This is a genomic window from Cupriavidus laharis, assembly GCF_914271435.1.
Lineage (GTDB): Bacteria > Pseudomonadota > Gammaproteobacteria > Burkholderiales > Burkholderiaceae > Cupriavidus > Cupriavidus laharis.
In genome coordinates, this window is sequence record NZ_CAJZAI010000022.1 from 41,174 (window position 1) to 67,645 (window position 26,472).

Annotated in this window: 20 protein-coding genes and 1 pseudogene; 8 read left to right on the forward strand and 13 right to left on the reverse strand. The window is 61.4% G+C overall.

The genetic code is table 11. The features are described from left to right. Positions 1-76: 76 nt before the first annotated feature. The 4 genes from LDO29_RS25780 to LDO29_RS25795 all read left to right on the forward strand — a co-directional run bounded on the left by LDO29_RS25780 (position 77) and on the right by LDO29_RS25795 (position 5,668). The gene (locus tag LDO29_RS25780) at positions 77-1,546 is read left to right on the forward strand and encodes a LacI family DNA-binding transcriptional regulator (RefSeq protein WP_224082572.1); all 1,470 of its coding nucleotides are present in this window, start codon (positions 77-79) and stop codon (positions 1,544-1,546) included. 107 nt (positions 1,547-1,653) lie between these two features. After that, the gene (locus LDO29_RS25785; RefSeq protein WP_224082573.1) at positions 1,654-2,988 is read left to right on the forward strand and encodes an FAD-dependent oxidoreductase; all 1,335 of its coding nucleotides are present in this window, start codon (positions 1,654-1,656) and stop codon (positions 2,986-2,988) included. Further along, positions 2,985-4,670: a dihydroxy-acid dehydratase gene (gene ilvD, locus LDO29_RS25790; protein ID WP_224082574.1), complete on the forward strand. Its 1,686-nt coding sequence runs from the start codon at positions 2,985-2,987 to the stop codon at positions 4,668-4,670. Before LDO29_RS25785 ends, ilvD begins: the two co-directional genes overlap by 4 nt. 23 nt (positions 4,671-4,693) lie before the next feature. Then, on the forward strand, positions 4,694-5,668 hold the full coding sequence (locus LDO29_RS25795) for a Bug family tripartite tricarboxylate transporter substrate binding protein (protein WP_224082575.1): 975 nt from the start codon (positions 4,694-4,696) through the stop codon (positions 5,666-5,668). A gap of 338 nt (positions 5,669-6,006) precedes the next feature. Here LDO29_RS25795 and LDO29_RS25800 read toward each other — a convergent pair whose 3' ends face one another. The 7 genes from LDO29_RS25800 to LDO29_RS25830 are packed head-to-tail and all read right to left on the reverse strand — an operon-like array spanning position 6,007 to position 13,713. Then, positions 6,007-7,005, reverse strand: a complete 999-nt coding sequence (locus tag LDO29_RS25800) for a tripartite tricarboxylate transporter substrate binding protein (RefSeq protein WP_224082576.1) — start codon at positions 7,003-7,005, stop codon at positions 6,007-6,009. Positions 7,006-7,064: 59 nt separating this feature from the next. Further along, positions 7,065-8,213 (reverse strand): mandelate racemase/muconate lactonizing enzyme family protein, encoded by a 1,149-nt coding sequence (locus LDO29_RS25805; protein ID WP_224082577.1) that lies wholly within the window; start codon positions 8,211-8,213, stop codon positions 7,065-7,067. Continuing rightward, positions 8,210-9,223 carry a hydroxyacid dehydrogenase gene (locus tag LDO29_RS25810; RefSeq protein WP_224082578.1) on the reverse strand — a complete coding sequence of 338 codons (1,014 nt, stop codon included), beginning with the start codon at positions 9,221-9,223 and terminating at the stop codon, positions 8,210-8,212. The genes LDO29_RS25805 and LDO29_RS25810 overlap by 4 nt, the downstream gene beginning before the upstream one ends. Beyond that, positions 9,220-10,296, reverse strand: coding sequence for a tartrate dehydrogenase (locus tag LDO29_RS25815; RefSeq protein WP_224082579.1), 1,077 nt, complete (start codon positions 10,294-10,296; stop codon positions 9,220-9,222). Before LDO29_RS25815 ends, LDO29_RS25810 begins: the two co-directional genes overlap by 4 nt. 21 nt (positions 10,297-10,317) lie before the next feature. Further along, the gene (locus tag LDO29_RS25820) at positions 10,318-11,202 is read right to left on the reverse strand and encodes an NAD(P)-dependent oxidoreductase (protein ID WP_253074148.1); all 885 of its coding nucleotides are present in this window, start codon (positions 11,200-11,202) and stop codon (positions 10,318-10,320) included. A 29-nt stretch (positions 11,203-11,231) separates the two neighbouring features. Continuing rightward, positions 11,232-12,692 carry an NAD-dependent succinate-semialdehyde dehydrogenase gene (locus tag LDO29_RS25825; RefSeq protein ID WP_224082580.1) on the reverse strand — a complete coding sequence of 487 codons (1,461 nt, stop codon included), beginning with the start codon at positions 12,690-12,692 and terminating at the stop codon, positions 11,232-11,234. 37 nt (positions 12,693-12,729) lie between these two features. Beyond that, a complete protein-coding gene (locus tag LDO29_RS25830) occupies positions 12,730-13,713 on the reverse strand; it encodes a 2-hydroxyacid dehydrogenase (protein WP_224082581.1) in 984 nt (327 codons plus the stop codon). A 178-nt stretch (positions 13,714-13,891) separates the two neighbouring features. Here LDO29_RS25830 and LDO29_RS25835 point away from each other — a divergent pair, with 178 nt between their 5' ends. From LDO29_RS25835 to LDO29_RS25850, 4 genes and pseudogenes are all read left to right on the forward strand, one after another. Then, complete coding sequence (locus LDO29_RS25835) at positions 13,892-14,743, forward strand: FadR/GntR family transcriptional regulator (protein WP_318035530.1); 852 nt, start codon at positions 13,892-13,894, stop codon at positions 14,741-14,743. A gap of 383 nt (positions 14,744-15,126) precedes the next feature. Continuing rightward, the gene (locus tag LDO29_RS25840) at positions 15,127-16,278 is read left to right on the forward strand and encodes a mandelate racemase/muconate lactonizing enzyme family protein (RefSeq protein WP_224082582.1); all 1,152 of its coding nucleotides are present in this window, start codon (positions 15,127-15,129) and stop codon (positions 16,276-16,278) included. Between the two features lie 47 nt (positions 16,279-16,325). Then, complete coding sequence (locus LDO29_RS25845) at positions 16,326-17,300, forward strand: Bug family tripartite tricarboxylate transporter substrate binding protein (RefSeq protein WP_224082583.1); 975 nt, start codon at positions 16,326-16,328, stop codon at positions 17,298-17,300. A 243-nt stretch (positions 17,301-17,543) separates the two neighbouring features. Then, a pseudogene (locus LDO29_RS25850) lies at positions 17,544-17,996 on the forward strand (pyruvate kinase); the annotation flags it as partial. A 309-nt stretch (positions 17,997-18,305) separates the two neighbouring features. Here the strand turns inward: LDO29_RS25850 and LDO29_RS25855 are convergent. The 6 genes from LDO29_RS25855 to LDO29_RS25880 all read right to left on the reverse strand — a co-directional run bounded on the left by LDO29_RS25855 (position 18,306) and on the right by LDO29_RS25880 (position 26,092). Beyond that, positions 18,306-19,328, reverse strand: a complete 1,023-nt coding sequence (locus LDO29_RS25855; RefSeq protein ID WP_224082584.1) for a LacI family DNA-binding transcriptional regulator — start codon at positions 19,326-19,328, stop codon at positions 18,306-18,308. 174 nt (positions 19,329-19,502) lie between these two features. Further along, positions 19,503-20,486: a Bug family tripartite tricarboxylate transporter substrate binding protein gene (locus LDO29_RS25860; RefSeq protein ID WP_224082585.1), complete on the reverse strand. Its 984-nt coding sequence runs from the start codon at positions 20,484-20,486 to the stop codon at positions 19,503-19,505. A gap of 62 nt (positions 20,487-20,548) precedes the next feature. Further along, positions 20,549-21,772 (reverse strand): CaiB/BaiF CoA transferase family protein, encoded by a 1,224-nt coding sequence (locus LDO29_RS25865; protein WP_224082586.1) that lies wholly within the window; start codon positions 21,770-21,772, stop codon positions 20,549-20,551. A 30-nt stretch (positions 21,773-21,802) separates the two neighbouring features. Next, positions 21,803-23,404, reverse strand: a complete 1,602-nt coding sequence (locus tag LDO29_RS25870; protein ID WP_224082587.1) for an FAD-binding oxidoreductase — start codon at positions 23,402-23,404, stop codon at positions 21,803-21,805. A 286-nt stretch (positions 23,405-23,690) separates the two neighbouring features. Continuing rightward, a complete protein-coding gene (locus LDO29_RS25875) occupies positions 23,691-25,151 on the reverse strand; it encodes an aldehyde dehydrogenase family protein (RefSeq protein ID WP_224082588.1) in 1,461 nt (486 codons plus the stop codon). After that, the gene (locus LDO29_RS25880; RefSeq protein WP_224082589.1) at positions 25,148-26,092 is read right to left on the reverse strand and encodes a LysR family transcriptional regulator; all 945 of its coding nucleotides are present in this window, start codon (positions 26,090-26,092) and stop codon (positions 25,148-25,150) included. The genes LDO29_RS25875 and LDO29_RS25880 overlap by 4 nt, the downstream gene beginning before the upstream one ends. Positions 26,093-26,472 lie beyond the last annotated feature (380 nt).

The following is a 26,472-nucleotide window of genomic DNA, read 5'->3' on the forward strand; positions in this document are numbered from 1 at the left end:
TCAATAGTACCGTGTGCCACAAACTGTGGCGTCGGAATCGGCCCCGCACGCTAGCGCGCCCCATGAATGTCCAACAATGAGTGCCGGCCGACGCCAGGCGACACCGCGCGCTGGCCGAGTTGATGAATGCCGGATCGTGATCGCCGTACCCAAGCAGCAATATCTGTTCAGGACAATCTCCACGGTCGCCGAGACAGCATCGTTAGGGCTGGACTTCGGCGAAATCTACAAGCGCTCAGTCATCGGTGTGCGTGTCTACGGCGTGCCAGCGGCGGAAAGGGCGGCACTGGCAGCTTATTTCCGGCGCATCAACGAAGACTATCACCAGCAGCGCAGTAACACCGAGTATCACCGAGGCCAAATAAAGTACGACTACTTGCGCCTAAACTGCGCCAAGACCTCCATCGGCGCCGCCTTCAGGTTTGGGGCTGGCTACCGCGATCTGGAGGTGACCAGCGCGAGGGTTCTCGTGGCGGCCTCGAAGGGTTCGTTTAGAATCCGGGGCATTTACAGAAATGTGTGCAGTTCCTACCTCACCATGAGCAAGAGGCTTACCAGCATCGACATTGCCAACTTGGCGGGGGTTTCGCAAACCACCGTCTCCCGTGTGCTTCAGGATTTGCCATCGGTGAAGCCGGAGACCAAGGCGCGGGTCTTAAAGGTCATACAAGACAACGAGTATTCGCCCAGTGCGGCAGCTCGACAGATGAAGACGCGTCGCAGCGGGACGGTTGCGGTCGTCATCGCGAGCCTGTCTAACCCGTTGTACCCCATGCTGCTCCAACTGTTAGTTGAGCGGCTCGCTAGTCGGGGCTTCCGCACAACGGTCTGGGAGCTTGAAGGAAAGATGGACGAAGCAACGGTACGTGCGCTTGCCGAAAGCGCAACCGATGGCGTCATCTTTGCCGCCGCGCTGGATGAATCCAGGGAGATGCTGACCCGAGTCGCGGCCGAGAAGCCGATCATCCTGATCAATCGCTCTGTCGGAACAGACTTGTTCGACACGATCGTGAGCGACAACTATGCCGGCGGCCGGCGGGTTGCAGACTATTTCGTGTCCGCGGGCAGAAAGTGCATTGGACTGATCTCAGCCGCGTCCAGCAGGGGTTCCAAGGCAAGCACGATTCGCGAACGGGAGCGAGGCTTTATGGAAGGCCTTGGCGAGTTGAGCCAGGGGAACGCATTTGTGCGCGCTGATGCCGCCGACTTTGGCTACGAGTCCGGCTTTCGGGCGATGCAGACACTGCTCGCAGAACGCCCTGCTGTCGATGCAGTGTTCTGCACAAATGACATTGTTGCGATCGGTGTCCTGGATGCCGCCCGCCGCAGTGGCAAGCAAGTCCCGAACGACATTTGGATCGTCGGCTATGACGATATTCCCATGGCGCGGTGGGAGTGCATCAGCTTGAGCACTGTCCAGCAGCCCTTGCCAGCCATGGTTGAGCTGGTAGTAGACCGGCTCCAGCGTCGTATGACTTCGCCGGAACTGGCCCCGCACGCGTTTGTGCTTCCTAATGACCTCGTATTGCGACGCACAACATCTTGAGCTTGGCAGTTTTTCGATTCTGCTTATAATGACTACGTAACCAAAATAGTCGGAAGCGTGATCCGGGTCAGTAGGGGCCCGCGATCGCGCATTTTTTCGGAGACAAAATGACTACGTATTCATTTGGTGTGGTGTCCGAGCCAGCTCGGTCTACACCCGTGTTTCGAACTGCAGACGTCTGCGTCGTTGGAGGTGGCGCTGCTGGGGTGGCCGCCGCCATTGCCGCGGCGCGGACGGGTGCCAAGGTACTGCTTCTGGAGCGCGAAGGCTTTTTAGGCGGCACCCTGACGTCGGTGAGCCTGGGCAGCATCTGCGGCCTCTACGCGGTCACCGATACAGAGGTACAGCAGATTGTGGGTGGGTTCTGCAACGAAGTCATCGAGCGACTGCGGTCACTTGATGGCCTCGGTGAAACGACTCGATGGCTCGAGACGGCTTCGTTGCCTTACGATCTGTTCGCCATGAAGGTCGCTCTCGATCAGCTCGTCCAGGAAGCAAAGGTCGAGGTCTTGTTTCATGCAATGGTGGTTGGTGTCGCCATGAAAGAGCGCGAACTGGACGCCGTGCTGATCGAGACCAAGCAAGGGCGACTCGCCATCCGGGCAAAGTCGTTCGTGGACTGCTCTGGCGATGCCGACCTGGTGAACTTCGCTGGCGCGCCTTGCGAAATTTCGGAAGGCGATCTTCAATTTCCTACCACCATGGTGCGGTTCGGCGGCGTAGACACCGACTCGCTGGCCCGCTTGAGCCGTCCGGCTCTTCGCGAAAGGCTTGAGCGGGCTGTCGCCGACGGCTACGACCTTCCTCGCACCGCCGGCGGCGTATTTGCCGAACGGCCAGGGCTTGCGCATCTGAACATCACGAAAGTGGCTGTGGACGGCAAATCGCCCAACCCGTTCGACCTCAGTGTCATGTCTCGGGCAGAGATTGCGGGGCGGGAACAAGTCTGCACATACCTGAAGGCATTCCGAAGGTACGTGCCGGGATTCGAGTCGGCCTTCGTCATGGATACGGGCGCGGTGATCGGCATCCGTGAAAGTCGGCGTACCGTCGGAAGCTACGTCCTTACTGACAAGGATGTTCTCGAAGGAGCGCGCTTCGACGATGCCATCGGGTGCTGTGCATGGCCAATGGAGGACCACGCTGCGGGTAGGGCGACAAAATGGATCTGGTTGCCGCCTGGCACGTACTTCCAGATTCCCCTGCGTTCGCTTCTGCTGGAAGGCTTCGACAACCTGATGGTGGCTGGCCGTTGTGCATCCGCCACTCACGGCGCGCAGGCCTCGATCAGAGTAACCGCGCAATGCTTCGCTATGGGCGAAGCGGCCGGGCATACCGCTGCAACGGCAGCGGCACGCGGCATCAGCGTTCACCATGTTCCGGCGTCCGATATCCAGCAGGTGCTGGAAAACAATGGTGCCTTCCTTGGAGCCCTGCAATGAATTCCCCGAAATACCGAAGCAATTTCGCCCCGGGTACGACCCGTTGGGCACTGCGTAAGGCCCAATGGCAAGCCCTGGGATTGAGCGATGCCGACCTGGACAAGCCGAAGATTGCCGTCGTCAACACCTCGTCGGAGCTGTCGAGCTGCTTCAGTCACCTCGATGGCGTATCCGCCCACGTGAAGGCGGCGATCCGCGCAGCAGGGGGCGTACCCTTCGAGGTCCGCACCGCCGCCCCGAGCGACTTCATTACCAGCGCAGGCAAGCAGGGCCGCTACATCCTCCCGTCCCGCGACCTGATCGTGAACGACATCGAGGTGCAAGTCGAGGGCGCACAACTCGACGGCATGGTCTGCCTGGCTTCCTGCGACAAGACGACGCCCGGACAAATGATGGCCGCTGCGCGGCTAAACATTCCGACACTGGTGGTGATTTGCGGCTATCAGGCCAGTGGTCGGTACAAGGGCGAGCATGTGGACATCGAAGATGTCTTCGAGAAGGTCGGCATGCACGTGACTGGTCAACTCTCCTTCGAGGACCTGGACGGCATGTGCAAGCGCGCCGTGCGCAGCCCCGGTGTGTGCGCTGGTCTTGGGACTGCGAACTCCATGCACATCGTCTGCGAGGCATTGGGTCTGACGCTGCCAGGCGCCAGTCCGGTCCTGGCCAACTCTCCTGCGATGGTCGACCAGGCCCGAGCAGCCGGCGCACGCATTGTCGAGATGGTCAATGAAGGTCTGACGCCCCGAAGCATTCTGACGCCGGCGGCCTTCCGAAACGCCGTGCGCGTCGCATTGGCACTGTCGACATCGATCAACGTGCTTCGTCACCTGCAAGGTGTTGCGGAGGAGGCCGGAACGGATGTGGATCTCTACGATCTCTTTGACCGGCTTGGCCGCGAGGTGCCGTTGCTTGCGACTGTCAAGCCCAACGGTCCGCACCGTACGGAGGAGCTTGAAGCGGCGGGTGGCACCCTTGCGACGATCAAACGTCTGGCGTCCATGATCGAGCAGGAGTGCTTGACGGTCTCCGGCAAGACGTGGAAGGTAATTCTCGACAATTACGAGGCGCCATCGCCCTCGATCCTGCGCACGTTGGACAACCCCATCTCTACGAAGCCGTCGCTGGTCATCCTGAAAGGATCGCTTGCACCGGAGGGTAGCATCCTCAAGCTCGGCAATGCCGGCGAGAAGGCGGAAAGCTTCCGTGGCAAAGCGATGGTGTTTCACTCTCAGGAGGAAGCTATCGCGGCGTTGGCGGATGGACGTATCACGGAGGGGACCGTAGCGTGCCTGCGTGGGATGGGGCCGATTGGCGGTCCAGGCGTGGCCTTGGCGTCGTCATTCGTTGCTGCCGTCGAAGGCGCGGGCTTCAACGGCAAGGTCGCCGTCGTGACGGATGGCCAGCTATCTGGCTTGAACCGCGGTGTCGCGGTCGGTCAGGTGTGCCCCGAAGCCGCAGCCGGTGGCCCCTTGGCTCTTGTCAAGGATGGCGACGAGATCGAGATCGACATCCCCGGACGGCAGATCAACTTGCTTGTCGACGAGAAGGAGATGGCTTCGCGTCGGGTCGACGCAGCACCAATCCAGGGTGCTACGGAGCAAGGCTGGCTGAACATCTACAGCAAGATGGTGAAGCCGCTCGCCAGGGGCGCGGTACTGATTCCCATCCATCCTCGATAAACTAAAATTGGAGGAGACACATCATGAATGCACTGATCAAAACTGCGTGGCGTGCGGCCATCGCTGCTTCGGCCTTGGCGTCAGGCATCGCCATGGCAGCCTACCCGGATAAGCCTGTGCGCATTGTTGTGCCATACCCGCCGGGTGGCGCATCCGATACGACCGCGCGCGTGCTGAGCGAAAAGCTGAAGGAAGTCACCGGTGGCACGTTTGTGGTCGAGAACCGGCCCGGCGCAAACGGAAATATCGCGGCTGAGATGGTGGCCAAGTCGCCGGCAGATGGCTATACGCTTCTGATGGCGAACGTCGGCCCGAATGCCATCAGCCAGTCGATCTACCCGCACCTCGGCTACGACGTCAACAAGAGCTTCGCCCCAATCGGGCAAACCACCACGGTGCCGATCGTCCTGGTGGCCGGACCGAAGGTCAAAGCGGCGGATATCAAGGGGCTGGTGGCAGAAGTCACGGCCAATCCGGGGAAGTACACATTTGCCTCGGCCGGCAATGGCTCCTCCAATCACCTGGTTGGCGAGATGTTCAACTCTGGGCTGAAGCTGGACATGATGCACGTGCCCTATAAGGGCGATGGCCCAGCTCTGACCGATGTGATGGCCGGGCAGGTGTCCATGATGTTCACTACGGCCGTCGCTGCGCGTCCGTTCGTGACTGGAGGCAAGCTCAAGCTCATGGCAGTGGCAAGTAAGAAGCGAGTGCCGGCGTTCCCCAATGCACCAACAATCGATGAATCTGTGCTTAAGGGATTCGACGCCTCTTCCTGGGGCGGTCTTGTTGCACCCGCCGGAACTTCGCCAGAAATCATCAAGCAACTGAGTGCTGCACTGATGAAGGTACTTGCTATGCCGGAAGTGAAGAGCAAGTTGGCGACGCTTGGTGCCGAAGTGGTGGCTACTAAGCCTGATGAGTTTGCAGGCTATATCAAGAGCGAAGCCGACAAGTGGGGCGCTGTCGCGAAGTCGGCAAGCGTTGTCGCTGAATAAGCCAGCTCGGAATGTGATCGGCCCTTGAGACATCGTTCGGCAAGCAGTGCGGAAAGAGGAAGCGGCAAGCAAAAGGCCCTGCAAACATAACCTGCAGGGCCTTTTTTTGGGCGACTGATTCCTGGCCGGTCAAGGGATCTTTGACGCCTCTTCGGGCAGGCTTGCGCAGAAAGTGATTTGGTCCGACAGCTTGCACGGCGCTGCAACGGTTCGCTGCCAGCGTCCGCTGACAGATCGGAGATAAACAAAAAGCCCGCCGGACGTACGGCGGGATATTGAAGAATGCTCGCGGATCAGAGCGTGTCCGCTACCGTGGGGACACTTTCTCGACGCAGCAGTTACTCCAATCGGACGTTCGCATCGCGGACCACGCTTCCCCATTTCTGGATCTCGGCTTCCACGAGTGTGGCGAATTTGGTCGGGGAGCTACCCACAACCTCCACACCCTGTTCGCGGAATCGCTTCATGATTTCCGGATCGGCCAATGCCTTCGCGATTTCCTGGTTGAGTTTCTGGACGACCTCCTTTGGTGTGCCAGCGGGTGCCTGAATGCCGAACCAGACGTTTACCTCGTAGCCTGGCACCCCCGATTCAGCGATGGTCGGCACGTTTGGCAGCAGCGTGGATCGCTGCTGACCGGTGACGGCTACGGGCTTGAACTTGCCGGCTCGGATCTGGTTCATCACATTGGGCAAGTTGTCGAACAGCACATCGATTTCACCGCCGAGCAGGGCGACAACAGCCGGGCCGCTGCCCTTATACGGGACGTGCGTCAGCTTTGTACCGGTCATCCTCTCGAAGAGTTCCATCGACAGATGATTGGAGGAGCCGGATCCAGTGGAGCCGTAGTTCAGCTTGCGGGGATTCTTCTTTGCAAAATCGACGATGTCCTTGACGGTCGCAAGTCCAAGGTCGTTTCGCGCCACCAGCACGTTCTGGGTGCTGGCAGCCCAGATGACCGGAGAAAAATCCTTCGTCGCGTTGTAGGGAAGCTTCGTGCCGTACAACGCGGGAAGTGCGGCGAACGGCAGGGGCGTAATCAGCAACGTGTAGCCATCGGGCGCGGCTTTCGCAACCATCGAATTGCCGATCAATGTGTTGCCACCTGGTCGATTGTCAACGACCACCGGCTGCTTCCAGAGCTTGGTCAGCTTCTCGCCCACGGTGCGAGCGAGAGTGTCGTTGAAGCCGCCGGGGGTATATGGCACGACGATGCGAATGGGCTTGTCCGGGTATGCATCGCTCGCAGCGCCAATGGCGCTACCGAAGGCGGTCGCGCCGGCGGCGCCCGCCAGAGATGACAGAACCCATTTGCATGCGGTTCTTCTGCTAGGCATGTTTGTCTCCTTCACCATCTTTTGTATGTGGTCGATCGGTGTCTGCAGAGCGTAGTTGCTCAGAACTTGACGACGTAACCGGGGCCGTCGATCAACGGGTACTGCTTGAAGATTTCCTCGTCGACTTCGACGCCCAGGCCGGGGGCTTCCGGCGGGACCACGCAACCATCACGGCCGATTTCGAAGGTCTTGCCGAACATGTCCCGGAAGGGATTGAAATGCGAAACGCAGGCTTCGAAGTAGCCGGCGTTCTCGGTTGCAGCGAGGAAATGCAGCGTCGCGGCATGATTGAGGCCCGTAGCGGAGCTGTGGGCGTTGATGGGGATGCGGAAGGCCGAGGCCATGGCGGCGATGCGCATGCCTTCCGTCATGCCGCCCGTCTTGGACAGGTCGGGTTGCCAGACTTGGACTGCCCCGGCTTCCAGCAGTTGCGCAAACTCGAATCGCATGAAGTGATTCTCGCCAGCCGCGATCGGGACGACGGGGGAAATCCGGGCAGCCTCGCGATACGAAGCGAAATCGTTGCAGGCGAATGGCTCTTCGAGCCAGCCCGCTTGAATTTCCGCCAGCACAGGCATAACACGGCGCACGTCGGCGATCGTGTAGGCCGTATTCGCATCGGTCAGGATGTCGATGTCATCGCCGACCACGCGGCGCACATGGCGTACCCGCTCGATATCCGCCTTGACCGAGTCGCCGATTCGCAGTTTGACGGCCTTGTAGCCCTGTTCGATATAGGACTGGGCCTCTTCGGCCAGCGACGCCGCAGGCTGGTATCCGAGCGCGATGCCGCCGGCATAGGCCGGAATGCGTCGACGCGAGCCGCCCAGCAGCTTGTAGAGCGGCATGTTCGCCGCCTTGCCGCGAATATCCCAGAGTGCCATGTCGATGCCCGAATGCGCCAGCGCGGCGCCGGCGCCAAGACCGTGGCTGGAGAACTGCATGCGGTGCACGCGCTGCCAGGTGCCGACCACGTCCGTGGCGTCCATGCCAACCAGCAGCGGCGACAGCGTGTTGTGAACAAGGCTGGTGATGGCGCCAGGACTGCGCCCGGGATGCGACTCGCCATAGCCCACGATGCCTTCGGACGTTTCAACGCGGATGATGATCGCGTCACGCTTGAGCGTACTGCCCACGCCCATGGTGACCGTTTTGCCTTCGGGAAGACGATAGGACAGGGGGATTGCGGTAATGCGGGTGATCTTCATTGGAATGTCTCCTGGTGGACGGCGTTGAATTCGGGGTTGACGATGTTGCGTGGTCGTTCGCCTCGCAGCAGGGCGAGCATCGTGTCGGCGGCGGCCAGGCCCATGGCCATGGAGGCGTCTTGGGTCAGGCCAGCGATATGCGGTGTCAAAAGGACGTTCCGCAGATCTCGAAGCGGGCTGTCGTCCGGAAGCGGATGTTGTTCAAATACGTCGAGTACGGCCCCGCCTATGGTGCCGCTGCGCAAAGCGTCGATCAGATCCGCCTGCTGGATGATTGGCCCCCGCGCCACATTGACGAGCACGGTCGTCGGACGCGCATGCGCCAAAAGCGTCTTGTTCACCATGCCTCTTGTTGCTGCGGTAAGAGGGCACGCGAGTACGATGTAATCGCTGCGGGCGAACAACTCGGAGAGTTCTGCCGGGGCGACGTGCGGCGGGAGCTTGGATGGTGTCGACGTATGCGCAAGCAGCTTCATGCCGAAGCCCGCGCCTGCGATCTCCGCGACCCGGCGCCCGATGGCACCGAAGCCAATGATTCCCAGTGTCGAGCCGCGAAGTTCCCTGGATTGCTCTGCCGCGATCATGCGGCGGTTCCAGTCGCCGTCACGCACGGCATCGTCGAAGGTTGCCAGCCGTCTAGTCATTGCGAGCATGGCAGATACCGCAAATTCGGCAACGGCGTTCGAGTTCGTGTCCGGCGTATTGGCCACTGGGATGCCGTGCGCCGTTGCGCGGTCTACCGGAATGAAGTCCACGCCAACACCATGACGAACGACGGCGCGAAGACGATGCTCGCGCTCGAACAGATCGCCAGGGAGCTGTCGCCGTACGATCAGACCGTCAACCTGCGCAATGCGATCTCGAAGGGCTTGATCACTAGCCGCGCCGATCAGTCCTGGAGGCAGTAACTCGACGTCAGCGTTAGCCGCCAGTCGAGCATGCGCCTCCGGGACGATGGCATCAGTCAGCAGTACAAGCGGGCGACTCGCTACCCTGGAGGCTTGTGTCATGCGAGCACCGCCCTGGCGATTTCGGCGCCCATTTCCTGTGTACTGGCCCTTCCACCCAGGTCAGGCGTTTGTACGCGATCGGGATGCGTAAGGACAGTTTCGATGGCCTTCATGATCGCGGCCGCTGCCTCAGGCTGTCCGAGGTGTTCCAGCATCATGGCCCCAGACCAGATCTGACCGATGGGATTCGCAATGCCTTGTCCGGCGATGTCTGGGGCGGAGCCATGCACCGGTTCAAACATCGACGGATATTTCCGCTCCGGGTTGATGTTTGCGCTCGGCGCCACTGCAATCGTTCCCGTGATACCTGGGCCGAGATCGGAAAGGATGTCGCCGAACAGGTTCGATCCAACCACGACGTCGAAGCGCTCCGGGGACATCGCGAACCGCGCTGCCAGGATATCGATGTGGTACTGGTCGGTGCGGATGTCGGGATAGTCGGCACCCACTGCGGCAAACCGCTCGTCCCAGAAGGGCATGGAATGGAAGATGCCATTGGACTTGGTTGCCGATGTCACGTGATTCCGTCCGAGCTTCTTAGCGAGATCAAACGCATAGCGCATGATTCGATCGGTTCCGCGACGAGTGAAGATGGCCTCCTGCGTGACGAACTCATGTTCCGTGCCGGCGAACATGCGTCCGCCAACTTGCGAGTATTCGCCTTCGGTGTTCTCGCGCACGATCCAGAAGTCGATGTCGCCGGGCTCCTTGTTGGCGAGCGGGCAGGGAACACCGGGCAGAAGCCTGACCGGTCGCAGGTTCACATACTGGTCGAATTCGCGGCGGATCGGGATGAGGAGGTTCCACAGTGATACGTGGTCCGGCACGCCGGGGAAGCCGACTGCGCCGAGAAAGATGGCGTCAGAGTCGCGTAGTCGCTCGATTCCATCGGACGGCATCATGCTTCCTTGGGCGTGGTAGCGGGCGCAGCTCCAGTCATAGGTCGTGAAGGCGAGCGTGAAGCCGAACTTAGCGCTGGCGGCTTCCAAGACCCGGATGCCTTCGGGGACCACTTCGTTGCCAATGCCATCGCCTGGAATGACGGCAATCTTGTATTGCTGGTTTGTGATCATGTTGGCGGTTTCCGGGGACGGTCAGCGAACGGATGCCGGCTCGGCCAGCAGTGCGACAAGCTCCGGCACGGTGCCATTGGACCGTTGGTCATAGGCGCCGGCGTAGGTTTCGCGGATCGCTGAGGCAGTCGCATGACTCGCGCCCACTTCGCTCGCCATCGTGTCGTAGTAGGTCATGTCCTTCAGCGCGTTGGAGATGGTGAAGCGGAACCCGGAGCTGTCGCCCCGCTCAATGAAGGGACGCAGGCGTTCCAAGATGACACCGGCACCGCCGCCCTTGGCCAGCACATCCACAAGGACCTCGGGACTGACATCAGCGCGTGCTGCACAGGCGGCAGCCTCTGCCAGGACTGCGGAGAAACCCAGGGACACGAAGTTGTGCAACAGCTTGAGCCGGTGTCCGGAGCCGACAGGCCCGGCGAAAGTGATGTTTTCGGCGAAGCTCTGCAGCAGTGGCAGGCATTCTTGGTAGAGCGACTCGTCGCCGCCGACGATCAGGTTCAGTCGCCCCTCGGCGGCTTCTTTGGGCGTACGCGTCATTGGCGCGTCTATGAACCTGCCACCGGCCTTTTGCACGACGGCGGCGATGCGCTCGGTCGAAGAGGGGATCGCCGTCGAGCAATCGATGACCACGGTACCGGGCCGCAGGGCGCTGAGGAGGCCTTGGGCGCTGAAAAGCACATCCTCGACCTCGGGGGATCCGGTAACGCAGAGAATGACGATGTCGACTTGGCCGGCGAGCTCCGAGATAGCCGGTACGGTTTTCGCCCCCGCCTTCAGCAGAGCGTCGAGTGGCTGATTACCTGGATGTTCGAGGACCACCAAGGGATAACCATGCTTTGCCACATTCGTCGCGATGCCATGGCCCATCATGCCAATGCCAATCATGCCCACTGTTTTCTTCATGATTCTGTCTCCTGTCGTTGTCTCGTGGCTCAGCGCAATGCCAGGCCGCCAGCGCAGATGTACTTGACCTCGATGTAGTCCTCGATGCCGTATTTGGACCCCTCCCGGCCGACACCCGACTCCTTCACACCGCCGAACGGTGCGACCTCGGTGGAGATCAGGCCCTCGTTCAGGCCCACGATGCCGCATTCGAGCGCTTCTGCCACGCGCCAGGAGCGGGCGTAGTTGGTGGTATAGAAATAGGCAGCCAGTCCGAAGGGCGTGTCATTTGCCATTGCGACGGCTTCTTCCTCGGTCTTGAAGCGGATGAGGGGGGCCACCGGGCCGAAAGTCTCCTCATTCATGAGCTTCGCCTTCGGCGACACGTCCGTGAGGATCGTCGGCTTGAAGAAGCGGCCGCCGAGGGCATGGGCCTTGCCGCCGGTGAAGACTTGAGCACCCAGAGAGACGGCGTCGTCGATGTGTTCGCGAACCTTCTCGATCGCCGCGTCGTCAATCAGCGGTCCGAGATCCACGCCCGGTGCCATGCCATCGCCGACGACTTGAGCTTCCACTGCTATCCTGAGCTTCTCTGCGAACGCGTCGTAGACGCCGTCCTGGACGAAGATGCGGTTCGCGCAGACACAGGTCTGACCGGCATTACGAAACTTCGAGGCCATGACGCCGGCGACGGCAGCGTCGAGGTCGGCGTCGTCGAAGATGAGGAATGGCGCGTTGCCGCCCAGTTCCATAGAAACCTTCTTCACCGTACCGGCGCATTGCTCGAGGAGAGTCTTGCCGACATCGGTGGAGCCCGTGAACGACAGCTTGCGCACGACGGGGCTCGATGTGAGCTCACCCCCTACAACGGAGGCGGAACCGGTGACCACATTCAGTACCCCATCAGGGATTCCTGCTTCCTTGGCCAGAGCGGCGAGCGCCAGCGCAGAGAAGGGCGTGGCAGAGGCAGGCTTGATCACGATCGTGCAGCCTGCAGCCAAAGCGGCGCCAGCCTTGCGCGTGATCATCGCATTCGGGAAATTCCACGGGGTGATGGCGGCGACGACGCCGACGGGCTGCTTGATGACGATGATGCGGCGGTCCGATGATGGCGCAGGAATCACATCGCCATAGATTCGACGTGCTTCTTCCGAGAACCATTCAATAAAGCCAGACCCGTAGGCAATCTCACCCCGGGACTCTTTCAGCGGTTTGCCTTGCTCAAGCGTGAGGATCGTTGCTAGGTCCTCCTGGTTGGCCATGCAGAGATCGAACCATCGACGCAGCAGGCGGCTGCGTTCGCGCGAGCTGGTTGCGCGCCATGCCGGAAGGGCGCGGTCCGCGGCGGCGATGGCTGCCTGGACGTCGGCGGCCGTCATGCGGGGCACAGTACCGAGCTGTTGCCCTGTTGCAGGATTTGTGACGGGCACCACTTCGCCGTCAGCAGCGTCTACCCATTGACCATTCACGTGGCACTGTTGGCGGAAGAGAGAAGGATTCTGGATCTGCATGAAAAGGAACTCCGGTCGCTTTGACTTGAAGGGGGAATCAGGAAAGCAGGTTGGCGGGTCGTTCGCCGCGGCGCAGTGCCGCGATCCCGTCGATCAGAAGCCATCCCATGGCGTTGCGCGTTTCCTCTGTCGCGCTGCCGATATGCGGACTGAGAAAGACGTTGTCGAGAGCGCGATAGCGCGGATCGACGTTCGGCTCGTTGGCGAAAACATCAAGGCCAGCAGCAAAGACGTGGCCGTTGTTCAGCGCTTCGATCAGCGCATCGTCATCGACGATGTCGCCGCGGGAAATATTGGCGACGACAGCGCCAGGCGGCAGTGCTCGGATGTGCGCTTGATCGAGCGTTCCTTTGAGCTGTGGTGAACCCGGTGCCGCGACCAGCAGCATCTCGCTGTGTCGGCAGAGGCTTTCGAGGGTCGCGTGGTAGATGGCGCCCTCGGCGTCCTCTGGCCCAAGTTGGGAGCGGTTGTGGTAGTGGATTTGCATGCCGAATGCGCGGGAACGCGTCGCGATGGCTCGGCCGATGCGCCCCATGCCGAATATGCCGAGCCGCTTGCCGACCAGGCCTTTGCCCAGCAGTTGAGTGGGCGCCCAACCCGGCCATTGGCCGCTGCGGACCATGCGATCTGCTTCATAACCGCGCCGTGCGGCATTGAGCAGGAGCATTAGCGCGACTTCAGCACAAGCATCGCTCAGGACGTCAGGCGTATGCAGAACCTCGATGCCGAGTTCGCGAGCCGTGGCCAAGTCGATGTGGTCGTAGCCTACCGAGAGAGTGGCCACCGTCTTGAGGGTGGGCGACAGTGCGCGCAACACATTGCCGTCAATGCGCTCGGTCGCGGTCACCAGCAGAACGCTCACGCCCTTGGCGCGCTCGATGATGGTGGCGGAATCCGTCAGTTCGTCGCTTTCGTTCAGCTTTACGACGAAGCGCTCTTTCAGCGCGGCTTCGATCTCCGCAGGCATGCGTCTGCATACGTAAGCATTTTCAAGCGACTGATTGTGATTCTGGGCTGTCATTGATGCAGTCTCCTCGTTGGTTTGCGACAGCGTCGCACGAAGTCGTTGTGTTCTTATGAGTTGTATTACAAATTCATATGATGAATATGTCAAGCAAATTTGTTTGGGGTGCTATGATGTGGACTAGCGATGCCGCAGCGCTGACGCGCGGCGAAGCAACGACTAGTGGAGCATTACCTTGCAGAGCACAACAGAAAATCTGACGGAAGCAGAGCAGCAGCCGGCGGGGAAAGGCGGTTTTGAGCCCACATTGGCCGACCGCGTCACCGAACACCTCGCTGGGCAGATCCGACGCGGTCTGTACCCCGTCAATGCTCGTCTGCCGACGGAAAAGTTCATGACGGAGCAATACGGCGTGAGCCGCACCGTGATTCGCGAAGCCATTTCCCGTCTCAAGTCCGAGGGGCTCGTAGAAAGCCGGCAGGGGAGCGGTACGGTTGTGCTCAACCCTGCGACCGCAGAGGTATTCCGCCTTGGACGTGGCGGTTCTGACCCAGCCTTGGGTGTCGTGCGAATCCTGGAACTGCGCCGTGGGATTGAAGCGGAAATGGCCGCATTGGCTGCGGAGCGCCGTAGCGAAAGCCAAATGGACGACATCCGGAACGCATTGCGCGAGATCGACTCTGCAGTGCGCGCGGGCGGCGACGGCGTCGAAGAAGACCTGGCGTTCCATCTTGCGGTGTCCCGTGCCACTGGCAATCCCCATTACACCGAACTACTCGGCATGCTGACGCGGGCTTTGAGAGACGCCATTCGTCTCACGCGCGGCAATGAAGCCAGGCGAAGTGATCTTGCTGCGCATGTCCGCAACGAGCATGCGGAGATCTGTGCCGCGATCGAAACCCAGGATCCGCAACGCGCCCGCCAGGCGGCCTTCCTGCACATGCGCAATACGGAGGAGCGGATTCTCACTGCTGAACGGGACTTCTGGACCGGCGATAGCCGAACGGCCGCGCAGAGACTGGCCGGAGCCGACCTTTCGACAGTGATACGGCGTGCTGCGGAAGGTGGCAGGACCGAAGCCGAATAGAAGCGGCTTTCGCTTCACGAACCGGATCGTTCCACTGGGGGAGAGCCGACCGGCCTCGGGCAGTACTTTTTGGCTGATAGCCCGTAGTTTCCCCCTGCAAACCATGACCGGACCCTCGCTGGTTTGGTGCGTCGCACAATAGTTGACGCTTCCATTCGGCCTTCGCTGACCATAAAATGAATACGTAGCCATTTATGGACTGCATTGATTGTTTTTGTCAATATGTTTGATCAATCGAGTCGTGTTGTACTGCTCATGCGTGAGATGTCGCGGGATGGCCCGAGGCACGCTCGTGGGAGATGGTGTTTCTGTGAACCAGCATGGTCTAGTGCTGTGAGTGGCCTGCAGCGTCCCTCACGTTACTTGCAAGGAAGTCCTTAAGCATGTCAAAAATTCGATCGGTAAAGGCCATTCCCCTGTCGTTTCGCTTGCCTGAAGGTAAGACCGTCACGCTCGGCATCGGCAGCACCATCAAGCGCGACACGATCATTATCCGCGTAGAGACCGAGTGCGGTGTTGTCGGGTACGGTGAGGCGCATCCTGGCCGCAGCCCGGGCGCCATCACGAGCCTGATTGCCAACACGGTTGCGCCGCTAGTCGTCGGGATGGATGCCTTTGATACCAATGGCGTCTGGAGCCGAGTCCACAAGATGCAACTCGCCAGTCATGGTACCGGCGCCGCAGCTTCGCTCGCGCTGTCCGGTATCGACATGGCGCTGTGGGATGTGCGAGGCAAACTTTGCAACCAGCCGCTCTATAAGCTGCTGGGTGGCAGCAACAAGGCGATTCCAGCGTACGCAGGCGGAATCGCGCTGGGTTACCAGGCACCGGAATCGCTGGCCGATGAGGCGCAGCAATACATCGACGCGGGATATCGTGCCATCAAGCTACGTCTTGGCGACGGCGTTGCCAACGATTCGGCCCGACTCACTCATGTCCGCTCGCGCGTCGGCGACAACATCGACATCTTGACTGATGTGAATGCCTCATATTCATTGGACGAGGTGCGTCGCTTGATGCCTGTCCTCGAGGACATCCGGGCGGGTTGGCTCGAAGAGCCGTTCGCATGTGACAACTTCGGTGCGTATCGGGCCGCAGCGTCGTTCAGCATGCGGGTGCCTCTGGCCGCCGGCGAGAACCACTACACGCGCTATGCATTTGCTCAGCTTCTCGACGAGGGCGCTGTGCAAGTCTTCCAACCGGACCTTTCGAAAACTGGTGGGATCACCGAAGCCATGCGCATTGCCGGAATGGTGTCTGCGTGGGGCTATAAGGTACACCCGCACAGTTCTGCCACCGGCATCAATCACGCCGCCTGCGTTCACTACCTTGCCGCGGTCGATAACCCCGGGTACTTCGAGGCTTGTGTGTCGCACTACAACCCATTCCGCGACATGTTCGGTCCAGGTTTTGAGACGGATGCTTCCGGCTGCGTCAAGCCACTGGAAAAGCCGGGCCTTGGCCTGGAGGTCGATGAATCCGTATTTGAAAGATTTGCGTTCATCGATGGCCCTGGCTACATCGTGAAGTTCTGATCCGAAGAGATGTTTTTGCTGTGCACATTACTAGAGGAGACACAGTCATGAAGTTGTTTCGCATTGCCGCCGGGGCGGTCATGGCGTTGGCCACACTCGCCAGCTTCACTGCAAACGCCAAGGATGCGGCGTTTCCGTCCAAGCCCATTTCCCTAATCGTTCCCTGGAACGCCGGCGGTTCCGTCGACCTGACTGCGCGAAAGCTGTCCGAGATTCTGGGTAAGTCGGGTGTGACTGTGGTAGTCGAGAACGTCCCCGGTGGCACCAGCATTATCGGGCTGACCAAGGTGGCGAACGCCCAACCCGACGGCTATACGGTCGGCCTCGCCACCTCGTCTTTGATGGGCATCGTCGCGCAGAATGACACGAAGCTGCGAATCGACCAGTACAAGGCCCTGAACCAGACGACCGTAGAGCAACTTGTCCTGGTGGTGCCGAAGGCCAGCCCTGTCAACAGCATCGAAGACTTCGTCGCGCTGCTCAAGAAGAAGCCGGGCGCGGTGTCGATCGGCACGCCCGGCAACAACAATGTGAACCACACGTTTGCAGCAATGCTGGGGCGTGCGGCGAACGTAGATTTTGTCAATGTGCCCTACACCGGTGGATCGAAAGTACTGACCGATCTCGCAGGAAAGCAAATCGATGCCGGCGTACTGAAGCCTTCGGAGGTGATGGCGCAGATCAAGGGCGATCTGATCAAGCCGATTGGCGTTTTCTCGACGGAACGCGTGGCGATTCTGCCGAACGTCCCAACATTTGCCGAAAAGAAGATCGACGTGTTCCCGTACGGTCCGCTGGAGCAGATGTCCTATCTCGTTGCGCCAAAGGGCATTTCTCCTGAGCGCGCGCAGCAATTGCAGGAGCTGTTCGCCAAGGCCATTGCCAGCGATTCCTATAAGGCGTTTGCCAAGGAATTTGGCATGAAGGTGGCCGATGTCCGGGGCGACGACCTCCAAAAGCAGGCGGTAGCCATCCAGAACACCTTCAATACCGTGGCGCCGAAGATCTTTACCAAGCAATAAGCTGTTCGCAAGTGTGCGTTCCCAGGTTGGGACGCACACTAGCCCTCCCCCCGGGGCGTTTGCCTCCAGCCATCTTCCTGACGCTTTCCACAGCCCATCATCGCGGGCAGCGCGCAACAGTGGTCAGCGTTGACCACATACTCTTTATAAACAATCACCGCTTCAACGAGCCGCGTCAGCTATTGCGCTCGATGTTTGATGCTGCTGTCGCTCGTGCCCACCCCTTCCACTGCATCGCACCCTATCCAACAGTTGGAAGCTATCGTCGTCGAGGCCGACGCCGTGATGGTGGCGCGCGGTGACCTCGGCGTTGAGATGCCGGCGGAAATGGTTCCTTCACTGCAGAAGCAAATCATTCGCGCGTGCTGTCGGGCAGGGAAGCCCGTAATCGTGGCAACATAGATGTTCGAGTCCATGATCGCGGCGCCCGTACCGACGCGTGCGGAAGCAGCTGACGTCGCCACAGCGGTCTACGACGGTGCCGATACGGTGATGCTCTCTGCCGAGTCTGCCTCGGGAAAGTATCCTGTTGAGGCTGTACTCATGATGGATAGCATCATCACGCGCACGAAATCGGATGCTCTCTACCATGATGCGATCCAGGCAAGCCATACCGCACCTCGCGCTGAGTCTGCCGATGCCATCGGCTACGCAGTACGTCACGTTGCCGGCCTGCTGAGAGTACCTGCGGTTGTCACATGCCCTAAATGACCGGGCTGCTTGTACTGCTGGACCTGGTGGTCCAGTCGCCATCGCAGGCGCGTGAGTTCGTGCGGCCAGGTCGAGGCTGGCGGGCTCGCCCACGTTAATCAGAATGAAGAATGGTGGTAGTGGAGCGGGAAAGACAACGGCAAGGTCCCCAACACGAATTCGCCTTCGTCACACAAATTGCGGAAGACCCAAGTTCACGGAAGCGCAGGGATTGGGCATTCGAGGAGCGTTGCAGAATTGCGTTTGCGCCTCGAGCCCTTGAAGCGAAGATAGCCAGCGTTGGCCGGGACGGGACTAAGGCGCCGCTACGATTTTCACCGCGGCAGCACTTTCCCGAACGATCAGCTCCGGCTCGAATTCGTCCTGCAGATTTTCCCGCCGTGCCGTGCCTTCTATCTGCGCAATGATGTTCCTCGCGGTCAGTTCGCCGATACGCACGGGGTTCGAACGCATGGTTGTCAGGGTGGGCGTGATAAGTTCCGCGACCTGCCAGTCCCCGAAACCGGTCACGGAGATATCGGCCGGAATGGACCGGCCCAGGGCGCGGCACTCGGCGATGGCGGCGACCGCGATGAAGTCGTTTATGCAGATCAGTGCGGTAGGCCGATGTGGACTGGTCAGACAGGCGCGCGCTGCGGCGCGGGCCGGCTCGACCTCATAGGGAGTGGGCAGGACCAGTTCCTCGCGCAGTGCGATGCCGTGTTCGCTGAGCACGTCCTTGACGCCTTCCAGCCGCTGGACCGACAGATGCTGGGTGTTCAGCGGGCCAGGGAGGACGGCGAATTCGCGGTGCCCAAGGCCTACCAGATAGGCGGTCAGCCGCCGCATCGCGAGCCGGTTGTCGTAGCCGACCGTCGGATGGCTGCCTTCGCGATCCGTTGCCCACATCAGCACATAGGGGACATTGTGCTTATGGATAAGAGAGAAGACTTCGGGATGGTGCTGCGAGCCGATGATGGCGATGCCGTCCACGCGCCGCTCCAGCAGTTCCCGCGCACAGCGCAACTCGATTTCGTTGTTGTCGCGATGACACGTCAGAACAACAGTATAGCCTAGCGCTTCGAGCTGCTTCTCAAGGGTGTCCACGGCTCTTGCGTACAGTTCGTTCATCAGCGTCGGCGCAATGATGCCGATGGACATGGTCCGTCCCGAACGCAGGATTCGGGCAGCGGCAAAGGGCACATAGTCCAGGCTGGCAATCGCTTCCTGCACGCGCTTCAGGGTCACTGGCCGCAGCAGTTCCGGTGCCGACAACGCGCGCGATACGGTGGCGGAAGACACGCCGGCAAGGAGAGCGACCTGTTTCACGTTGACCATATTCGGCATGCCTCGAAAACGAAGGAAAGAGCAAGGTTGGAGTGAAGGATGAGCCTGTCCAGGGGTGGCTTGGCGGCCCGGCCTGACGACGCATTGTATCGCCGGGGGCAAGTCCGCGGGTCAGGAACGCCACGCAAGCGCCGGTCGCGGCAATGCGGCCGGCGCTTGCCGCGGCTAGTCGAGCCGCACCTTCGCAGAGTCCGCAACCTTTTTCCATTTGGCGAGTTCGGCGCGAAGGAAGGCGTCGAACGACTCCGGCGTGCCGCCGACGATCTCGGCGCCCTGAGCCCGCAGCTTCTCCCGGATGTCCTGATATTGCAACGCCTTGTTGAACTCAGCATTCATCTTGGTGATGATGGCCGGCGGCGTGCCCGTCGGCACCATGAAGCCGCCCCAGGATACGGCCTCATAGCCGTTAATGCCCAGTGCTTCGTCTACCGTGGGAACATCCGGCAAGGAGGGGAGCCGCTTCTTGCTGGTGACCGCAAGCGCGCGTAGCTTGCCGCTTTTGACCTGCGGCATGCCGGCAAGGGCCGTCGGCAGCGCGACATGGATCTGCCCGCCCAGCACGTCGGTCAAGGAGGGTGCGTCGCCCTTGTAAGGGACATGCGCCATCTTGACGCCCGCCATGGTATTGAGCAGCTCGCCCGCGAGGTGGTTGCTCGCCCCGTTGCCTGCCGAGCCGAAGGTGATCTCGCCAGGCTTATCCTTGGCCATGGCGATCAGTTGCCTCAGATCCTTGATGGGTGAGTTCGCTGCCGTGACGATGATCAGCGGAACCGTGGTCACCAGGATCACGGGCGCGAAATCCTTGACCGAGTCATAAGGCAATTTCGAATAAACCGCAGGATTGATCGCATTCGGACCAAGGTTGGCCATCAGCACCGTATATCCGTCCGCGGCCGATTTCGCCACGAGTTCGCTGGCGATGATGCCGTTGGCGCCCGGCCGGTTCTCGATGACGACCGATTCTCCCCAAGCCTGGCTAAGCTTTGCGCTCAGCAGCCTGGCGGTGACATCCGAAGCACCGCCGGGCGGATAGGGCAAGACCACCCGGACCGGCTGGGCGGGCCAGTCCTTGGCTGCCGCGTGCTGCCACCCGGAGATCGCTGCCAGGCAAAGCAGGGCGGCGGACGCTTGTCGTAGATATCGATGCATGATGGGGTCTCCTGTCTCCTGATGCGATCCTGCTTCGGGATCGCGCTTGTGTTACGTGCGGTTCAAATCGTTCCTCCCTTGCGCAATACCGAAATCCGGTCCGCGGACCAGCCGAGGTCGCGGCTCAAGATGTCGTCCGTATGCTCGCCGAGCACTGGCGGGGCACGCCGATACTCGACGGTGGAGCGGGAAAACTTGATTGGGTTGGCGATCTGCGGCGCGATCGCTCCGCTGCCATGGGGAAGCGAGAACACCATGCCGCGCGACCGCACTTGCGGATCCGACAAGGCCTGCGGAATCGAATGGATCGGTCCGCACGGAACGCCGGCGGCTTCCAGTCCGACCAGCCAGGCTGCCGTGTCGCGGCCACGAAATCGGTTCGCCAGCAAGCACACCAGGCTCTCGCGGTGCTTCAGGCGCGCGGCGTTGGTCGTGTAGCGCTCGTCGCGTGCCAATTCGCCCAGGTCCAGTGCGCCGCACAGGGCGCCGAACTGCCGGTCGTTGCCGACTGCAACGATCAGCGCGCCATTGCTGGTCGCGAACGATTGGTACGGCGCGAGGTTCGGATGGGCGTTACCCCAACGTCGTGGCTCGGAACCCGCTACCAGGAAGTTGGAAGCCTGGTTCGCAAGCCACGCGACCTGCGTGTCGAGCAGGCTCATGTCGATGTATTGGCCGCGCGCGCTCTCGACCCGTTCGAACAAGGCGCTGACGATGGCCACCGACGCGTACATCCCTGTCATCAGGTCCGAGATAGGTACGCCGCATTTCTGCGGCCCTCCGCCGGGGAGGTCGTCGCACTCGCCGGTGATGCTCATGAGCCCACCCATGGCCTGCACAACGAAGTCGTAGCCGGCCCGGTGACTGTACGGCCCGGTCTGCCCGAAGCCGGTGATGGAACAGTAGACCAGGCGTGGATTGAGCTCCGCCAACGTGTCGTAGTCCAGGCCATAGCGCCGCATGTCGCCGCATTTATAGTTCTCGACGAAGACGTCGGCCGTCTTCGCCAGTTCGCGGAGCACGGCCTGTCCCGCCTCGCTGCTGACGTCCACGGTGATCGAGCGCTTGCCACGATTGGCGCAAAGAAAATAGGCCGACTCAGCCGTCGGGGTGCCGTCTTCCCGGGCCAGGAAGGGCGGCCCCCAGGCGCGCGTATCGTCCCCGCTGCCGGGCCGCTCCACCTTGATCACGTCGGCACCGAGGTCCGACAGCAATTGGGTGCTCCACGGTCCCGCAAGGATGCGGCTCAGGTCGAGCACCCGGATGCCTTCCAAAGGTCCTGCCATGGTCTTGCCTCCTGTAAATGCCAGAGCGCTTCAGCTCGGGTCGAACAGTACGCCGGGATTCAGGATCTGCTTAGGGTCGAGCGCTTGCTTTGCCGCCTTCAGCGCGGTGCAGAACAGCTCGGGCCGCTCCTTGTCATACCAGGGCCGATGGTCCCGTCCGAGCGCGTGGTGGTGCGTGACGGTGCCGCCGGCGTCCACCATGGCCTGTTCCGCCACCCGCTTGATCGCCATGTACTGCTCGGGAATACGGGCCTTGTCCCCATAGGCAAACCAGGTGAAGTAGGGCGCAGGGCCGTCCGGATACAGGTGGGTGAAGCGGCAGGTCACCGAGCCCGGGCGGCCCGTCACTTCGCGGATGATGCGATGCGTCTCGGTCTTGACGTGCTGGTGAAGCGCGGCGAAGCGGTCCCATGTGACGGCTGTTTCCATGGTTTCGCGCATGACGCCGCGTGCAATGGCGTACTCGCGCAGATAGGGTCCGCGCAGGAACTTGTTGCGCCAGCTTGCCGTAGCCGAATCGGCGCCTTCCTCCTTGGTTGACGGAGCGATATCCCAATCGCCGGCGCATGCTGCGCAGATCTCCAGCGCGCGCGCCATCCACGCATCGACCGGATGATCCGCCGACTCGAAGCCCAGCACGAGGATGTCGTAGGTGCCGTCGCTGGAGCCGGTGTAGGCTGCCTCCTCGCGCTCGACCAACCGCGCGTTCGCGGGGTTCAGGCCCGACTGGGACAGCAGCCGCGTCGCCTCCACGGCCCGCGCATAATCGCGGAAGCGCACCGTGGTCTGCTTGCGGAAGACCGGGCGGCGGTGCAGCTTGACCCAGGCCTCGGTAATGATGCCAAGCGCGCCCTCCGAGCCCAGGAACAGCCGGTCGGGATTGGGGCCCGCGCCCGATACCGGAAAGCGGCGCGACTCGATATTGCCCGCGGGAGTCACGACCTTGAGGCTTTCGATGTGGTCGTCGATCTGCGTGTATGCGGTGGCGAAATGCCCGGCGGCGCGGGTCGCGATCCAGCCCCCCAGCGACGAGAACTCCCATGCCTGCAGGAAAAAGCGCATGGTCAGCCCGGTCGGCTTGAGTTGACGTTCCAGGCTCGGCCCGAGCACGCCGGCCTGGATGCGCGCGGCTTGCGAAGTCTGGTCGACTTCCAGCACCCTGTCGAAATGTTTTAGGTCGAGTGTGAGGACGCCTCGGTAGCGATCGTGCTCCGGAGGGTTCACCCCGCCGACCACGCTGGAGCCGCCGCCGTAGGGAACGACGGCGAGCTGTTGGCGGCCGCACCAGTCAAAGAGATCGACGATCTCCTGTTCGGTCTTGGGATACGCGACGACGTCTGGCGGATTCGGGAACTCCTTCCGAATGGCCCGCGCCACGTCCACCGTACCGGCGCCATAGGTGTGATAAAGGCGGTCATAGTGGTCGGTCGTGCAGATCTCGCGCAGCGTTGCCGGCGGCTGAACGCGCGGGGCGCGGAGCTCGATTTCGTTCGCAGTGGGGAAGGGCATGGCCTCGAAGTGCTCGACGCCTAGCAGCCGGCCCCACGCGGCCTCGAACTCCGAGATTTCCTCCGGCGTGACAGTGTCCCCTTCGTAGCCCCAGCCATAAAACTTCCGACGGCGTTCCTGCATGTCGATGTCTCCTTCGTGGTTCTCGTTTAATGTAATCGATTACATTTTAGTGCAACAAATATTGCACAGCCGCAGATTGGACGGCCAAACTGGAAATGCAATCGATTACATCAGTCTAGGCGGAGGGAGAACGATGTCAAGGACGAAAGGGTGATTCTCAGCAGAAGCGGGACGACGATGGGAGGCATGGGCAGAAGCGGGGCAAGGGATTGAGGGCCAGGGGCACGGGTCGGCGGGCGCGCTGCTGTCGTATCCGCAGTCGACGTGCGAACCCGCTTGCCGCGAATCACGCCGCGCAAACTCTGCTGGTTCCTTGCGGCACGCCCGCCTGGATGCAGATGTGCTTCAACTCGGTAAAGTCGGCCAAGGCGTCGTACCCGTGGAGCCGTCCAAGTCCGCTCTGCCGATAGCCGCCCGTCTCCGCTTCGGCGAACAGGCGGTTGTGGTCGTTGACCCAGACGGTGCCGTTTCGCAAGGCCCGCGCAAGCCGCATGGCACGCTCGCCTTGTTGCGTCCACACGCTGGCGGACAGGCCGAAGACGGTGTTGTTGGCTTTTGCCAGTGCCTCGTCTTCGGTCGCGAAGGTCTCGAGCGTGGCGAACGGACCGAAAATTTCCTCTTGGCAGAAGGAGGCATCGGGGTCGCTGTGTTCCACCAGCGTGGGGCTCAAGAAGGCGCCACGCGCTAGCGCGCCGGTTGGCATGGCGCCGCGCAGCAGTACCGAGTCAGCCTCGTCGCAGGCGCGCTCGACGAGGGCGCTGATCGCTGCGCGCGTCGGGTAGTCGATCAGCGGGCCGATTTGCGTGTCTGGCTCGATGCCGGGGCCGAGGCGAAACGCGGCAAGGGCCGCAGTCAAGTGCCTGCGCATCTGCGGTGCGATGGCCTCGTGTACCAGTATGCGCCGCGCCGCCGTGCATTGCTGGCCCGAGATGATGGTGGCCGCTAGCGCTAGCCGTTTCGCAACCGCCTCCGTGTCGACGTCATCGAACACCAGGCAGCACGATTTCCCGCCGAGTTCTAGCGAGAGCTTTTTCACACTATCCGCGGCGGCAATCATGATCTTCTTGCCGGTCGCGGTAGATCCGGTAAAGCTCACCACATCCACGTCGTGCGAACGCACCAGGCGGTCCGATGCGGCATAGCCCGTTTCGCAGACGAAATTGACGGCGCCGGCCGGCAGGCCGGTCCGCTCGAACAAGCGCAGCATGGCCGCTGTGAATAGCGTGGTTTGCGCAGCAGCCTTGACCACTGCCGTGCAGCCGGCGGCGAGCGCCGGTGCGAGCGAGCGCACGAGCAGCACCGCCGGCGCGTTCCAGGGGACGATGATGGCGGCGACGCCGGCCGGCTCTCGCAGGATGGTCGATATCGTGCCGGGCTCCGGCTCCAGCACGTGGCCCGGAATGTGCCGCGCCAGCCCGGCGTAATAGCGGACTTCCGAGATGGCGGCGCCGATCTCGCCCCGGGCCTGCGCGATGGGCTTGCCGTTTTCGGCGGTGAGCAGTCGGGCCAAGGCCTCTCGCTCTCCTTCGAGCGCGCCAGCCCAGGCGAGCAGCACATTCTGCCGCAGGCGGGCATCGTGGCCCCACGTCGTGCGTTCAAAGACGTGCCGCGCGGCGGCAATGGCAGCGCCGGCTTCCGTCGTCCCGCCGTCCGGGAATTTTCCGATCAGGGTTCCGTCCGCGGGGTTGATGCTATCGGCACAAGGCTCGCCGGACCAGGTGCCGGAAATCCAGTGTTGCGCGTTCATTCGTTGTTCTCCTTGTTCGAGTCTGGACTGTCGGAAGACGCAGCGGCACGCGACGCGCGCTGGATCTCGCCGGAAATGATGCCGATCAGCGCTTCCGCGGCGGTGCTGGGCGGGCGGCGGGGGTGACTGATGCGCACGATGTGCCGGACAAGACGAGGGGCGATGATGGAGTGCGCACGCAATGTGCCGTGGCCTACCGCGCGCTGCACCGCTATGCGGGGCAAGATGGTCGCCATGTTCGTCGACTCGACCAGCTTGACGATCGTGCCGAGCGCGTCGACCTCGTATTTCGGTGTGAGCATCAGGTCGAACTGGTGCGCCGCGCTGTCGAGAACGCCGCGCAGGCCGTGGCGTTTGGTTGGCAGGACCAGTTCCACCTGGGTAAGACTGGACAACTGGACCGAGGCGGGCAGATCCGGGCCGTGGGCGGCGCTCGTTGCCAGCACCATTTCCTCGTCCAGCAGCGGCCGGGAGTCAAGGGACAATTGGGCGCGGGGCTTGTTGATGATGGCCACATCCAACTGACCGCCCGCTACCCAATCGATCAGCGTCGTGCTGTAGCCGTCAGCCACGGTCACCTCCACTTGCGGGTAACGCGCGCGGAAGCGGGCGAGCGACTCGGCGAGCGCGCCGTCCGCGATCGAGGCGATCAAGCCGATTGTGATACTGCCGGAAATGATCTCCTCACGTTGCACCAGTTGTTCACGCGCATGCGTGATGTCGCGCATGATGGGCAGAAAGAGCCCGTACATCTGGCGGCCTGCCGGGGTTGGCGACATGCCGTGTGCGCCTCTTTCGAATAGCTTTTGATTCAGCTCTTCTTCGAGTTTTGCGATCTGCATGCTCAGTGCAGGCTGCACGATATGCAGTCGCTTGGCCGCTCGCGTGACGGAGCCGTCCTCGAACAGCGCAATAAAGTACTGGATTTGCTTTAAGTCCATGTGCCCGGTGTGCCGCATTAATCCATCAATAATAGTGATACATCAGATCAATTTATGTGAAGCGGTGATTTCGCGGCGCGGGGCGAGAATGCCGTTAAATGCCGCTGATCGTGCATTTCCTCGCGGCAGCGGAATAAAAAGCGGGGCGCTTCCGGGGGTCTCTCTATTAGCGTTGCGCGCTTGCCGTGTGTCATCAGGTCAAATACTTATATCAACAACGATGATATTTCGAATCAATAAACAGTATTAGACCTGATGTAGCTTCCTGACTAGGGAATCGCTGATTAAATCAGTGCGCGAGTCATCGAGGCATTGGGTGAGCGCGTTGTCATAAGCGTGTTCATGGTTCAGGTCCTGTGATGAAGCGACAGATCAGTTTT

Bases quoted from the DNA above. Each gene is read 5' to 3' on its own strand.
- LDO29_RS25875 (WP_224082588.1), bottom strand. From the start codon at position 25,151: ATGAACGCGCAACACTGGATTTCCGGCACCTGGTCCGGCGAGCCTTGT.
- LDO29_RS25815 (WP_224082579.1), bottom strand. From the start codon at position 10,296: ATGATCACAAACCAGCAATACAAGATTGCCGTCATTCCAGGCGATGGC.
- ilvD (WP_224082574.1), top strand. From the start codon at position 2,985: ATGAATTCCCCGAAATACCGAAGCAATTTCGCCCCGGGTACGACCCGT.
- LDO29_RS25810 (WP_224082578.1), bottom strand. From the start codon at position 9,223: ATGACACAAGCCTCCAGGGTAGCGAGTCGCCCGCTTGTACTGCTGACT.
- LDO29_RS25840 (WP_224082582.1), top strand. From the start codon at position 15,127: ATGTCAAAAATTCGATCGGTAAAGGCCATTCCCCTGTCGTTTCGCTTG.
- LDO29_RS25865 (WP_224082586.1), bottom strand. From the start codon at position 21,772: ATGGCAGGACCTTTGGAAGGCATCCGGGTGCTCGACCTGAGCCGCATC.
- LDO29_RS25870 (WP_224082587.1), bottom strand. From the start codon at position 23,404: ATGCAGGAACGCCGTCGGAAGTTTTATGGCTGGGGCTACGAAGGGGAC.
- LDO29_RS25825 (WP_224082580.1), bottom strand. From the start codon at position 12,692: ATGCAGATCCAGAATCCTTCTCTCTTCCGCCAACAGTGCCACGTGAAT.
- LDO29_RS25780 (WP_224082572.1), top strand. From the start codon at position 77: ATGAGTGCCGGCCGACGCCAGGCGACACCGCGCGCTGGCCGAGTTGAT.
- LDO29_RS25805 (WP_224082577.1), bottom strand. From the start codon at position 8,213: ATGAAGATCACCCGCATTACCGCAATCCCCCTGTCCTATCGTCTTCCC.
- LDO29_RS25855 (WP_224082584.1), bottom strand. From the start codon at position 19,328: ATGGTCAACGTGAAACAGGTCGCTCTCCTTGCCGGCGTGTCTTCCGCC.
- LDO29_RS25830 (WP_224082581.1), bottom strand. From the start codon at position 13,713: ATGACAGCCCAGAATCACAATCAGTCGCTTGAAAATGCTTACGTATGC.
- LDO29_RS25800 (WP_224082576.1), bottom strand. From the start codon at position 7,005: ATGCCTAGCAGAAGAACCGCATGCAAATGGGTTCTGTCATCTCTGGCG.
- LDO29_RS25880 (WP_224082589.1), bottom strand. From the start codon at position 26,092: ATGGACTTAAAGCAAATCCAGTACTTTATTGCGCTGTTCGAGGACGGC.
- LDO29_RS25795 (WP_224082575.1), top strand. From the start codon at position 4,694: ATGAATGCACTGATCAAAACTGCGTGGCGTGCGGCCATCGCTGCTTCG.
- LDO29_RS25785 (WP_224082573.1), top strand. From the start codon at position 1,654: ATGACTACGTATTCATTTGGTGTGGTGTCCGAGCCAGCTCGGTCTACA.
- LDO29_RS25860 (WP_224082585.1), bottom strand. From the start codon at position 20,486: ATGCATCGATATCTACGACAAGCGTCCGCCGCCCTGCTTTGCCTGGCA.
- LDO29_RS25820 (WP_253074148.1), bottom strand. From the start codon at position 11,202: ATGAAGAAAACAGTGGGCATGATTGGCATTGGCATGATGGGCCATGGC.
- LDO29_RS25845 (WP_224082583.1), top strand. From the start codon at position 16,326: ATGAAGTTGTTTCGCATTGCCGCCGGGGCGGTCATGGCGTTGGCCACA.